The 12,456-nt window shown below is 66.2% G+C and carries 10 protein-coding genes; 4 read left to right on the forward strand and 6 right to left on the reverse strand.

Features of this window, described 5'->3' with window-relative positions:
* Positions 1-45: 45 nt before the first annotated feature.
* Entirely contained in the window at positions 46-1,131 is a 1,086-nt protein-coding gene (gene sfnG / locus ACK6AU_RS29400; protein ID WP_409303138.1) for a dimethylsulfone monooxygenase SfnG, read from the reverse strand.
* Positions 1,132-1,463: 332 nt separating this feature from the next.
* Here sfnG and ACK6AU_RS29405 point away from each other — a divergent pair, with 332 nt between their 5' ends.
* Together ACK6AU_RS29405 and ACK6AU_RS29410 are read left to right on the forward strand one after the other, a co-directional pair.
* Positions 1,464-2,699 (forward strand): acyl-CoA dehydrogenase family protein, encoded by a 1,236-nt coding sequence (locus ACK6AU_RS29405; protein WP_409303140.1) that lies wholly within the window; start codon positions 1,464-1,466, stop codon positions 2,697-2,699.
* 134 nt (positions 2,700-2,833) lie between these two features.
* Positions 2,834-3,613, forward strand: coding sequence for a TSUP family transporter (locus ACK6AU_RS29410; protein ID WP_185698754.1), 780 nt, complete (start codon positions 2,834-2,836; stop codon positions 3,611-3,613).
* Here the strand turns inward: ACK6AU_RS29410 and nudC are convergent.
* The 5 genes from nudC to ACK6AU_RS29435 form a co-directional block, all read right to left on the reverse strand.
* Positions 3,581-4,411: an NAD(+) diphosphatase gene (nudC, locus tag ACK6AU_RS29415; RefSeq protein ID WP_185698753.1), complete on the reverse strand. Its 831-nt coding sequence runs from the start codon at positions 4,409-4,411 to the stop codon at positions 3,581-3,583. The genes ACK6AU_RS29410 and nudC overlap by 33 nt on opposite strands.
* A gap of 6 nt (positions 4,412-4,417) precedes the next feature.
* The gene (locus ACK6AU_RS29420) at positions 4,418-5,230 is read right to left on the reverse strand and encodes a crotonase/enoyl-CoA hydratase family protein (protein WP_409303143.1); all 813 of its coding nucleotides are present in this window, start codon (positions 5,228-5,230) and stop codon (positions 4,418-4,420) included.
* 127 nt (positions 5,231-5,357) lie between these two features.
* Entirely contained in the window at positions 5,358-6,134 is a 777-nt protein-coding gene (locus ACK6AU_RS29425; RefSeq protein ID WP_409303145.1) for a methyltransferase domain-containing protein, read from the reverse strand.
* A 108-nt stretch (positions 6,135-6,242) separates the two neighbouring features.
* Complete coding sequence (locus ACK6AU_RS29430; protein WP_185698750.1) at positions 6,243-7,541, reverse strand: ATP-binding protein; 1,299 nt, start codon at positions 7,539-7,541, stop codon at positions 6,243-6,245.
* A gap of 4 nt (positions 7,542-7,545) precedes the next feature.
* Positions 7,546-8,247 carry a response regulator transcription factor gene (locus ACK6AU_RS29435; protein ID WP_185698749.1) on the reverse strand — a complete coding sequence of 234 codons (702 nt, stop codon included), beginning with the start codon at positions 8,245-8,247 and terminating at the stop codon, positions 7,546-7,548.
* A 205-nt stretch (positions 8,248-8,452) separates the two neighbouring features.
* Here ACK6AU_RS29435 and ACK6AU_RS29440 point away from each other — a divergent pair, with 205 nt between their 5' ends.
* Positions 8,453-9,607 carry an efflux RND transporter periplasmic adaptor subunit gene (locus ACK6AU_RS29440; protein ID WP_409303148.1) on the forward strand — a complete coding sequence of 385 codons (1,155 nt, stop codon included), beginning with the start codon at positions 8,453-8,455 and terminating at the stop codon, positions 9,605-9,607.
* Positions 9,608-9,617: 10 nt separating this feature from the next.
* On the forward strand, positions 9,618-12,456 hold a 2,839-nt coding region (locus ACK6AU_RS29445), incomplete at its 3' end, for a multidrug efflux RND transporter permease subunit (RefSeq protein ID WP_409303150.1).

A 12,456-nucleotide genomic window follows, 5' to 3' on the forward strand; every position in this document is an offset into this window, starting at 1 on the left:
ACGAAGCCCGATCTGTAGCCACTGGCCCGCAGGGCCTTCGACGCATCAGGCCGCGGAGTCCTGCCCGGCCTGGGCCTCCAGTTCGCGCACCAGGGGCAACACGTGGCGGCCGAAATACTCCACTTCTTCCTGGAAGTGCAGGAATCCCGCCAGCACCAGGTCCACCCCCACCGCCTTGAGTTCGACGATTCGCCGGGCAATCTGCTCCGGCGTCCCGATCAGGTTGGTCTTGAAACCATCGTTGTACTGCACCAGGTCCTCGAAGCTCGACTTGGCCCAGTTACCCTCGCCCTCCGGCGAAGCCTTGCCGGCCTGCCTGGCCGCCTCGCCGAAGGCCCGGACCGCCTCCGGGTCGGCCTGGTCGATGATCTGCTGCAACACCGCCCGCGCCTCTTGCTCGGTATCCCGGGCAATCACGAAGGCATTTACCCCGATCTTCACCTGGTGCTGGTTGGCCGCGGCCTTGGCGCGGATGTCCTCCACCTGGGCCTTGATCCCTTCCACGCTGTTGCCATTGGTGAAGTACCAGTCCGAAACCCTGGCGGCCATGTCCCGGGCCGCTCGGGAACTGCCGCCCTGGAAGATCTCGGGCTGGCCCAGGGGCTTGGGCTTGAGGCTGTAGTTGTCGAAGCGGTAGAAATCGCCCCTGAAGGTGAAGTGATCCTCGCTCCACACCCCACGCAGGCAGCGGATGAATTCCTCGGAACGGCGATAGCGCTCGTCATGCTCCAGCCAATGCTCGCCGATGGCCTGGAACTCGCCCTTGAACCAGCCACTGACGATGTTCACCGCGATGCGACCTTCGGTCAGCTGGTCGATGGTCGCCAATTGCTTGGCCGCCAACGCCGGTTGCCAGGGCCCGGGCAGGATCGCCGCGATCACCTTGAGCTTGCTGGTGGCGGCCAGCAACGCATGGCTGAAAGCCACCGACTCCTGCTGGTACTCGGCACCGTAGCCGGCGGTGAAGCGGATCTGCGTCAGGGCGTATTCGAAACCGGCGGCCTCGGCGATCTGCGCCAGCTTGCGGTTGTAGTCGATGCCCCAGTGGGTACGCTGCTCGATCTTGCTGACCACCAGGCCACCGCTGACATTGGGCACCCAATAGGCGAATTTCACGGATTGCTGACTCATGGTTCGGTCCTCGGGACTGGGAAGGTACCCAGGCCCCGAGCAGCATATGTGCCAACCCCGCCACGACCTCACCTGGCGGCCGCTGCGTGCCCGTGCGCAGCCGGCGGCAGCGGCTACACGAGCCCGCGCTCTACGGGTGGTTTTCACGGATCGGCACAGCGCGTGGGAAGTACCGAGGATAGCTATTTGTTGCAGGGCTGTTGCCAGGGCAACAGTTGCCGGCGGACTGGGCACGGGCTCGGCCAGCAAAACCGCAGCCATGACAGTCGGCACGCTGTGTGCAATCACCAGCGGGACCTTTTGTCTTTTCCTGCCGATTGCGGAGCCATGCCATGACCGAACACCAGGTGATCAATCCATTGTCCACGGGGGTCGACTACGAGCCCCTGGCCGAGCGCTTCCGGCCGATCTTCCAGCGTATTGCCGAGGGCGCGGTACAGCGTGAGCAGCAGCGCGAGCTGCCCTACGAACCCATCCGCTGGCTCAAGGAGGCGGGGTTCGGCGCGGTGCGGGTGCCAGTGGCCTACGGCGGCGCTGGCGCCTCCGTGCCCCAGCTGTTCCAGTTGCTGATCGAGCTGGCCGAGGCCGACGCCAACGTACCCCAGGCCCTGCGCGGGCACTTCGCCTTTGCCGAGGACCGCCTCAATGCCGCCCCGGGCCCGGGGCGCGACCTGTGGTTCAAGCGGTTCGTCGAGGGCGATATCGTCGGCTGCGCCTGGACCGAGATCGGCGCGGTGGAGATCGGCCAAGTGCTGACCAAGGTCAGTCCGGACGGCGAGCACTGGCGGCTCGACGGCGAGAAGTTCTACAGCACCGGGAGCATTTTCTCCGACTGGATCGATGTCTATGCCCAGCGCAGCGACACCGGTGACAACGTGATCGCCGCCGTTCGCACCCGGCAGCCGGGCGTCGAGCAGAGCGACGACTGGGACGGTTTCGGCCAGCGCACCACCGGCAGCGGCACGGCGCGTTTCACCCAGGCCAGGGTGGAGGCCGGCAACGTCATCGACTTCGCCACCCGCTTCAAGTACCAGACCGCCTTCTACCAGTTGGTACTGCTGGCGACCCTGGCCGGCATCGGCCGCGCGGCGCTGCGCGATGTGGCCGAAGCGGTACGGCTGCGCCAGCGCGTCTACAGCCATGGCAACGCGCCACAAGCCAGCGCCGATGCCCAGGTACAACAGGTGGTGGGCGAGATCGCCGCCCTGGTGTATGTCGCCGAAGCCGCCACCCTGCGGGCCGCCCAGCCGGCACAGCGTGCCTACTTGGCAAGGTTCGCCGGCGACCCGGAGCAGGAACAGGCAGCCAACCTGGCGGCGGAACTGGAATCGGCCACGGCCCAGGTCGCCGTCACCGAACTGATCCAGCGTGCCACCAGCGAGTTGTTCAATGCCCTCGGGGCTTCGGACGTGCGCCGGGGCAAGGCCCTGGACCGCCACTGGCGCAATGCGCGCACCGTGTCATCGCACAATCCGGCGATCTACAAGGCACGGATCGTCGGCGACTGGCAGATCAATGGCAACGAGCCGCCGTTCGCCTGGAAGGTCGGCAACGCTCCGAAAAGCTGAGGCGCGGACGGCGCTGAGCATGCACCGACGGCGGCAGCCAGGATCTTGGTCGCAGTCGCGCTGCGGCGCGCGATGCAGGTAAGATATCGGCCTTTCGCGCAGCCCCTTGCGCTCCCGCCGAATAAGCCGAATCCATGCCTTTCGATCTCAGCGTTGACTTGACCACCCTCGCCATCCTCGCCCTCGTGGCCTTCATCGCCGGTTTCATCGATGCCATCGCCGGCGGTGGCGGCCTGCTCACCACCCCGGCCCTGCTCACCGCAGGCTTGCCACCGCACCTGGTGCTGGGCACCAACAAGCTCAGTTCGACCTTCGGCTCGGCCACCGCCAGCTTCACCTTCTATCGGCGCAAGCTGTTCCACCCCCGGCAATGGATGCACGCCATCGTCGGCACCCTGGTCGGCGCCCTGACCGGAGCCATAGTTGCCCACTACCTGCCGGCCGAATGGCTGAACAAGATGCTGCCGGTGATCGTCTTCGCCTGCGGCCTGTACCTGCTGTTCGGCGGCACGCCCAAGGCCCCGCTGGACAGCGAGGCACCGATCAAGAAGAAATGGCAATCGCCCCAGGGCTTCAGCCTGGGCTTCTACGACGGCGTGGCCGGTCCGGGCACCGGGGCGTTCTGGACCGTCAGCAGCCTGCTGCTCTACCCCATCGACCTGGTCAAGGCCAGCGGCGTGGCGCGCAGCATGAACTTCGTCAGCAATATCGCGGCGCTGGCGGTGTTCATCTTTTCCGGGCAGGTGGATTGGATCATCGGCCTGAGCATGGGCCTGTCGGTGATGGTCGGGGCCTTCTTCGGGGCACGCACCGCCATCAGCGGTGGTGCCAAGTTCATTCGCCCGGTGTTCATCACCGTGGTGTTGGGCTTGACCGTGCGCCTAGCCTGGCAGCACTGGTTCAGCGTGGCCTAGGCGACGCGCCACATAGAGGTCGATCAGGTAGCGGGCAATCGAGCGCGACGCCGGCAACGGCGGCAGCGCGTGCACGTTGAACCACTGGGCATCCTCGATCTCGTCTTCCTGGGGCAGGATCTCGCCAGCGGCATACTCGGCATGGAAGCCCAGCATCATCGAGTGCGGGAACGGCCAGCACTGGCTGCCCACGTACTGGATGTTGCGCACCTCGATGCTCACCTCCTCGCGCACCTCGCGCACCAGGCAATCCTCGGCCGACTCGCCGGGCTCGGCGAAGCCTGCCAGGGTGCTGTAGACCCCCGGCACGAAGCGTGGCGAACGCGCCAGCAGGATTTCGTCGCCACGGGTGATCAGCACGATCATGCTCGGCGAGATCCGCGGATAGGCCCGCAGGTCGCAACCCTGGCAGTACATCGCACGTTCGAGCGGCACCTGCACCGTGGGTTTCCCGCAACTGCCGCAGAAACGGTGTTCCCGGGCCCAGGTGCCGATCTGCGCGGCATAACCGAGCACCTTGTACAGGGTATGGTCGCTCTCCAGCATGAAGGCCCGCAGGCCTTTCCAGCCGCAGCCCTGGACCTGGGCGCGGGAAGCGAGCTCGAGCAGGTACACCGGCTCGCCATCGAGGTGGCCGAGGCCATGCTCGGCCAGCACCGGCAGGTCCTGGTTCTTGAGCCAGTGCCGGGGGAACAGCACGCCATTGTCGTCGTAGAGAAAGCCTTCCGGGCCACGGGCCACGGCCCAGCCGCCGGGAAGGTCGGTATCCAGTACTGCGGTGGTCCAGCGTGCAATCATCTTCAGTCAGTCCAGGAATTGGGGTTTCTGTTTGCTCATGTGGGCGGCGATGGCCACGCGCAGGTCGTGGGACTGGAGCATGGCGGCGTTCCAGGTGGCCACGTACTCCAGGCCATCGTCGATGCGGTGGTCGCGCATGTAGCTGAGCATTTCCTTGGTGCCGGTCACGGCGATCGGCGACTTGGCGGCGATCTCCCGGGCGATTTCCATGACCCCGTCCAGCAGGCTGGAGGCATCGGCGTAGGTGCGATTGACCAGGCCGATCTGGCGCGCCTCCTCGGCGCCGAAGGTCCGTCCGGTGTAGGCCAGCTCACGCAGCATGCCGTCGCCGACGATACGTGGCAAACGTTGCAGTGTGCCGACATCGGCGGCCATGCCGATATCGATTTCCTTGATCGAGAACTGCGCGTCGGCCGCGGCATAGCGCATGTCGCAGGCGCTGATCAGGTCGATGGCGCCGCCCAGGCAGTAGCCCTGGATCGCCGCCAGCACCGGCTTGCGGCAGTTGTCCACGGCGTTGAACGAGGATTGCAGTTCAAGGATCTTGCGTCGCAGCAGGCGCGCGTTGCGCCCCACGTCCTTGCCCAACTCATTGGCCACCCCGGCCAGCAGCATCAAGTCGATGCCCGAGGAGAAATGCTTGCCGGCGCCACTGAGTACCACCACTCGCACCGCGTCGGTATCGTCGATCCAGCGGAAGATATCGACGATCTCAGTCCAGAACGCGGCGTTCATGGCATTGATTTTTTCCGGCCGGTTGATCTGCACATGGGCGATGTTATCGGCGAGCTCGACACGAAAGGCTTGGTATTCGGACATGGCGACGATCCTTCTCTGGTCAGCAAACAAGGGCCGAACTATAGCAAGCGGCAAGCGCGCCCCGTAAGGCAGCGCATTGGCCAAAAACAGGACTGGACCTGGCCTGCTGCCTCATTCGGTGATCGGTTCAGGCCTGTTTTATCGTGTAGAAGGCGGCGGTCTCATAAGGCACGGTCACCTCGCGGCTGTCCCGCAATTGGGGTTCGCTGGCAACCAGCTCGGCGAGTTGTCGCTCCAGCGCGTCGCGCTGGTCCTGAGGCAGCGCGGCGATGAAACTGGTGGAGCGCACGCGATTGAAGATCACATCTTGCACGGGCCCCGTGTGCCCATGGCTGAAGTGCTGCTCCTGCAACGGTCCGAAACCAGGATGGGGAAAGGCCTGGCGCCAGGCCCCGGTGTAGTAGCGTGGCGTATCGCCCTGCAGGGCATTGACGATGCGCTCCAGGTGCGCCACCCAGGGCACTCGCGCATCGCGCTGGTTCCACACCAGCGCCAGCTTGCCATTGGGCTTGAGCACCCGGTGGATTTCATCCAGAGCCTGGTGGTTGGCGAACCAATGAAAGGCCTGGGCACAGGCCAGCACATCCACCGAGGCTTCGCGCAGCGGGATCGCCTCGGCGCTGCCATTCAAGGCCCGCGCATCGGGATACTGCTGCGCCAGCTTGGCACGCATCTGCGCCACAGGCTCCACGGCAATCACCTGGGCGCCGGTCGCCAGGAGTCGTGCGGTGAACTTGCCCGTACCGGCCCCCAGGTCCACCACTACCCTGCCCGGCTGCAGCTCCAGCACCTGGCGTAACCAGGGCTCCAGCTCGGGCGGATAGCCCGGCCGGCCGCGAGCATAGGTATCGGCCGCCTGCTTGTAGCCATCGGCCGCGGCATGATGAATGGGCCGGTCGTTCATGAGGCACCTCCTGGTCAGGGGAAAGCGCCGTTGAGGATAAACCCTGCATGCCGCCGGCCACATGAAATTAATGTCAGCACGCCCCTGCCGGGGCTGGTGGCTGACGCGTCAGCGCGACGTGGGCAGGCTCAGGCGAAACCGCGCGCCGCCCAGTGGCGAGGCTTCCACCGTCAAGGTGCCACCCTGGGCCTCCAGGGCCCGGCGACTGATGGCCAGGCCCAGGCCGAAGCCACCGGTGGAGCGATCGCGGCTGCGATCCAGGCGATAGAAGGGTTCGAACACCCGCTCGCGCTCGTCGTCAGGGATGCCGATACCGTCATCGTCGACCCAAATCTCGCACCCCTGGTCGCTGACCAGCACCCCGACCTGGATGCGCTTCTCGCAATAACGGGTGGCGTTGCGCAACAGGTTCTGCAGGGCCCGCGCAGTCAGGCGCGGGTCCAGGGTGAAACGCTCCAGGGTGCCGTGCAGCAGCACGTCGATGACCAGGTCCGATTCCAGCTCGTCGTCGACGCTGCCCAGGATGCTGTCGATGAACTCGTCCAGGGCCACCTCGATCTGCTCCGGCAAGCAGGCCGGGTTCTGCAGGCGGCTGTAGGACAGCAGCTCCAGCACCAGCTCATCCAGCTCGCGGATGTGCGCCACCAGCCCTTGCAGGCGCTCGCGGCTGGCTGCCGGCAAGTCGTCGGACAACGCCAGGGCCAGGCCGAAGTCGAGCCGGGTCAGCGGCGTGCGCAATTCGTGGGATACCGCATTGAGCAGGTCGCGCTGCTGGTTCAGCAGTTGCTCGATATCGCCGGCCATGGTGTCGAACACGTGGGCCAGGCTGCCGATGTTGGAGCTGGCCGGCAACTGCGTACGCTCGTCCAGATGGCCCTTGCCGAAGCGCTCGGCGGTGCGCTTGAGGCGCTCCAGGTCACGCCAGTGGGGACGCACCCACAACAGCAGGCAGGCCAGCAGCACCGCGCCGATCAGGACGTTGATGCTCCAGTACAGCAGGTTGACGTCCAGCGGGTCCGGCGGCATCACCAGCTTGACCGCCAACTGCTCGTGCAACGGCGACACCGCCAGGGTCCGCGAACCCCAGTCGCCAACCCGCACCACCTTCTTGCCAGCCAGCAGGCGGGCGCGTTCGTCGGCGCTGAAATCAGGATCGTCGATGCGGACCAGGGCCACCTGCAACGGGCGGAAGTCCTCGTCCATCTCCCTGGCGAGCGCCGGCCATTGCGCCGGGGGCTGGGCGCGGAACTGCCTGGCGATCAGTTCCTGCAAACCCCGGGACTTGGCCAGGTTGTAATCGATGAAGCGCTGGTGAAACACCTTGATCACCAGGTCAGGGACCAGGTACATCGCGGCACTGAAGGCCACGATGGTGATCAGGTACAGCCGGACCAGGATGCGAAGCATGGGTTCAGCATTCCCACTCGGAACGGCTGAACAGGTAGCCCTTGCCCCAGACGGTCTTGATCTTGCGGGCCTCGCCGGCGTGGTCGTCGAACTTGCGCCGCAGCTTGGAGATGGCCACGTCCACCGAACGGTCGGTGCCGTTGAACTCGATGCCGCGCAAGCGCTGGAGGATCTGGTCGCGGCTCAGCACTTCGCCGGCATGCCGGGCCAGTACTACCAGCAGGTTGTATTCGCCGCTGGACAGTTCCACCAGTTGCCCGCGCCAGGTCACGGTGCGCTCCGAAAGATCGATGCACAGGTTGCCCATGAGGATCCGGTCGCTGGCGGTCTGCGGCTCGCCCAGGCTGCTGCGGCGCAACAGGGTCCGGACCCGGGCCAACAGCACCCGCGGCTCGCAGGGCTTGGTCACATAGTCGTCGGCGCCCATTTCCAGGCCCAGCACCTGGTCGTGGCTGTCGTCGCGGGCGGTCAGCATCAGGATCGGCAGGCTGGCCGAGTCGGCCCGCAGCAACCGGCACACTTGCAAGCCATCCAGGCCCGGCAGCATCAGGTCGAGGATCACCAGGTCCGGCGGGTTGCTCCGGGCCCGCTCGCGCACCTGGTCGCCACGGCTGATGACGCTGACCTGGTAACCGTTGCGTTCCAGGTAGCTGGCAATCAGCTCGGAGAGCGCGGGGTCGTCTTCGACAAGGAGGATATTGGCCATGGAAGAGAAATCTTTATTGAAGAAATACGAACAACCGGCGTTATCCATAGATGCGCCGGGAACTAGCAGCAAGGTTGCCAAGCATATACAACGCGGCCCCGACAGGCTCGTGCGCTTCACATTTTTTCACACAGCGGCTACATAGCTTCACAGCGCCTTAACCCCCATGCCCTTAGCATGCCGGGTTCATCATTGGGGTATCAGTATGTCGAACAAACTCTTCGCGCCGCTTTGCCTGCTGGTCATGGCCGCGACGCTGAGCGCCTGCGGCCAGTCCGGCAGCGAACAGAAACCGGAACCGGTCAAGGTCCGCACCGAGATCGTGCGCAGCCAGGCGTTGTCCATCACCAGCGAATTGAGCGGGCGGATCGCCGCGCCGCGCATTGCCGAAGTCCGCGCGCGGGTGGCCGGCGTGGTGCTGCAACGGACCTTCCGCGAAGGTTCGGACGTCAAGCAGGGCGACGTACTGTTCCGCATCGACCCGGCGCCGTTCAAGGCCGACCTGGACAGCGCCGTGGCCAGCCTGCGCAAGGCCGAGGCCACCGCGTTCCAGGCTCGCCTGCAGGAGCAGCGCTACTCGCGGCTGATCGCCGACCAGGCCATCAGCGGCCAGGAATACGACAACGCCCGTTCCGCCGCGCGCCAGGCCGACGCCGAAGTCGCCGCCAACCAGGCCGCGGTGCAGCGGGCCAGGCTCAACCTGGGCTACGCCACCGTCACCGCGCCGATTTCCGGTCGGGTCGGCCGCGCCCTGGTCACCGAAGGTGCCCTGGTGGGCCAGGGCGAAAGCACGCCCCTGGCGCTGATCCAGCAGCTGGATCCGATCCACGCCGACCTGACCCAGTCCACCCGTGAGCTCAACGAACTGCGCCGGGCCCTGCGCGCCGGCCAACTGCAGCAGGTCGGCAAGGACCAGGCCAAGGCCACCCTGGTGCAGGACGACGGCAGCCTCTATCCGCTACCGGGCAAACTGCTGTTCGCCGATATCAGCGTCGACCCCGGCACCGGCCAGATCACCTTGCGCAGCGAGTTCCCCAACCCGGAACTGGACCTGCTGCCCGGCAGCTTCGTCCGCGTCCGCCTGGAGCAGGCGGTCAACCGCCAGGGCATCAGCGTGCCGCAGCGGGCCATCCAGCGCGACGGCGCCGGTATCGCCCAGGTGTTGCTGGTGGACGCCGAAAACCGCGTGGTACAGCGCCCGGTGCACCTGGGCGGCGTGCAGCAGGACCGCTGGATAGTCACCGACGGTCTCAAGCCCGGCGACCGGATCATCGTCGAAGGGCTGCAGCACGCCCGCCCCGGCGAGCAGGTCGAGATCGATGACGCCCCCCTCGCGCACGTCCAGAATCCAGGCCAATAGGTAGTTACAGATGCCGCAATTCTTCATTGACCGCCCGGTATTCGCCTGGGTGGTCGCCTTCTTCATCCTGATCGGCGGCGCCCTGGCGATTCCCCAGTTGCCGGTGGCCCAGTACCCCAACGTCGCCCCGCCGCAGATCGAGATCGCCGCCACCTACCCGGGTGCCTCGGCCCAGACCATGGACGAGTCGGTGGTCAGCCTGATCGAGCAAGAGCTCAACGGCGCCGACCACCTGCTGTACTTCTCGTCCCAGAGCAGCCTGGGCAGTGCCACCATCACCGCCACCTTCCAACCGGGCACCAACCCGGAGCTGGCCCAGGTGGACGTGCAGAACCGCCTCAAGGCGGTGGAGCCACGCCTGCCCCAGGCCGTGACCCAGCAAGGCCTGCAGGTGGAGAAAGTATCTGCCGGCTTCCTGCTGCTGATCACCCTGAGCTCCAATGACGGGCGCCTGGACGAGGTCGCGCTCAGCGACTACATGGCGCGCAGCGTGCTGAACGAGATCCGCCGCCTGGATGGCGTCGGCAAGGCCCAGTTGTATGGCGCCGAACGGGCCATGCGGATCTGGCTCGATCCGCAGAAGCTGATCGGCTTCAACCTGACCCCGGCCGACGTCAACGCCGCCGTGGCCGCGCAGAACGCCCAGGTACCGGCAGGCAGCATCGGCGACCTGCCCGGCCCTTCCAGCCAGGAAATCACCGCCACCGTGCTGGTCAAGGGCCAACTGAGCAACCCGGAAGAGTTCGCCGACATCGTCCTCAAGGCCAACCCCGACGGTTCCACCGTGCGTATCGGCGACGTGGCGCGGGTGGAAGTGGGCAGCCAGGAATACCAGTTCGGCACGCGCCTGAACGGCAAGCAGTCCACCGCCGTCGGTGTGCAGCTGTCCCCCGGGGCCAACGCGCTGAACACCGCGACCCTGATCCGGGCGAAGATGGACGAGCTGTCGCGCTACTTCCCCGCCGGCGTGGAATACAAGATCCCCTACGACACCTCGCCGTTCGTCAAGGTCTCGATCACCAAGGTGCTCTACACCCTGCTCGAAGCCATGGTCCTGGTGTTCCTGGTGATGCTGCTGTTCCTGCAGAACATCCGCTACACCCTGATCCCGACCCTGGTGGTGCCGGTGGCGCTGATGGGCACCTTCGCCACCATGCTGGCCCTGGGTTTCTCCATCAACGTGCTGACCATGTTCGGCATGGTGCTGGCCATCGGCATCCTGGTGGACGACGCCATCGTGGTGGTGGAGAACGTCGAACGGATCATGGCCAACGAGGGCCTGCCACCCCGGGAAGCCACGCGCAAGGCGATGCAGCAGATCACCGGCGCGATCATCGGCATCACCCTGGTGCTGGTGGCGGTGTTCATCCCGATGGCCTTCATGCCAGGCTCGGTGGGGGTGATCTACCAGCAGTTCTCGCTGTCCATGGCCACCTCGATCCTGTTCTCGGCGTTCCTGGCCCTGACCCTGACCCCGGCCCTGTGCGCGACCCTGCTCAAGCCCATCGCCGCCGGCGAGCATCACGAGCGTGGCGGCTTCTTCGGCTGGTTCAACCGCCGCTTCGAGCGCCTGACCGACAGCTACCAGGGTGGCGTGGCCTATGCGCTCAAGCGCAGCGGGCGCTACCTGCTGATCTACCTGGCGTTGCTGGTGGTCATGGCGCTGCTGTTCGTGCGCCTGCCCTCCTCGTTCCTCCCGGTCGAGGACCAGGGCTACACCCTCACCGATATCCAGCTGCCACCGGGTGCCAGCCAGAACCGCACCATTCGCGTGGTGGAACAGATCGAGGCGCACAACGCCTCGGAACCGGGCGTGGGCGACAGCACCATCATCCTCGGCTTCAGCTTCTCGGGTAACGGGCAGAACGCGGCGCTGGCCTTCACCACCCTCAAGGACTGGTCGCAACGGGGCCGCGACGATTCGGCGATGAGCATCGCCGAGCGCGCCACCGCAGCCTTCGGCGAAATCAAGGATGCCGTGGCCTACGCCATCCTGCCGCCGCCGATCGACGGCCTGGGCACCTCCAGCGGCTTCGAGTTCCGCCTGCAAGACCGTAGCGGCGTCGGCCATGAAGCGCTGATGCAGGCCCGGACCGAACTGCTGCGGGCCGCGGAAAAGAGCCCGATCCTGGCCAACGTGCGGGAAAACGCCCTGGCCGAGGCGCCCCAGGTGCAACTGGCGATCGACCGCAAGCAAGCCAATGCCCTGGGCGTGTCCTTCGGCGATATCGGCAGCCTGCTGTCCACCGCCCTGGGCTCGGCCTACATCAACGACTTTCCCAACCAGGGCCGGATGCAGCGGGTGGTGATCCAGGCCGAGGGCGACCAGCGCAGCCAGGTCGAGGACCTGCTGCGCCTGAACGTGCGCAACAGCGCCGGCAAGATGGTGCCGTTGTCGTCCTTCGTCAGCGCCAGCTGGAAGATGGGCCCCGCGCAGTTGACCCGCTACAACGGCTACCCGGCGGTCGACGTCTCCGGCGAGCCGGCAGCGGGCCGCAGCACCGGCGAAGCCATGCAGGAAATCGAACGCCTGGTGGCCCAGCTGCCGAACGGCCTGGGCCTGGAGTGGACCGGCCTGTCGTTGCAGGAGCGCCTGTCGGGCAGCCAGGCCCCGCTGCTGCTGGGGTTGTCGTTGCTGATCGTGTTCCTGTGCCTGGCGGCGCTCTACGAGAGCTGGTCGATCCCGGCCTCGGTGCTGCTGGTGGTGCCGCTGGGCGTACTCGGCGCAGTACTGGCGGTGAACCTTCCCGGCACGCCCAACCGCGTGGTCTTCAAGGGGGGCCTGGACACCCCCATCCGGCCGTGCGGGAAGAAAGCGATACCGGCCATCCAGATTCCCGAAGCCCAGC

It is taken from the genome of Pseudomonas sp. KCJK8993 (assembly GCF_046230915.1).
Lineage (GTDB): Bacteria > Pseudomonadota > Gammaproteobacteria > Pseudomonadales > Pseudomonadaceae > Aquipseudomonas > Aquipseudomonas piscis.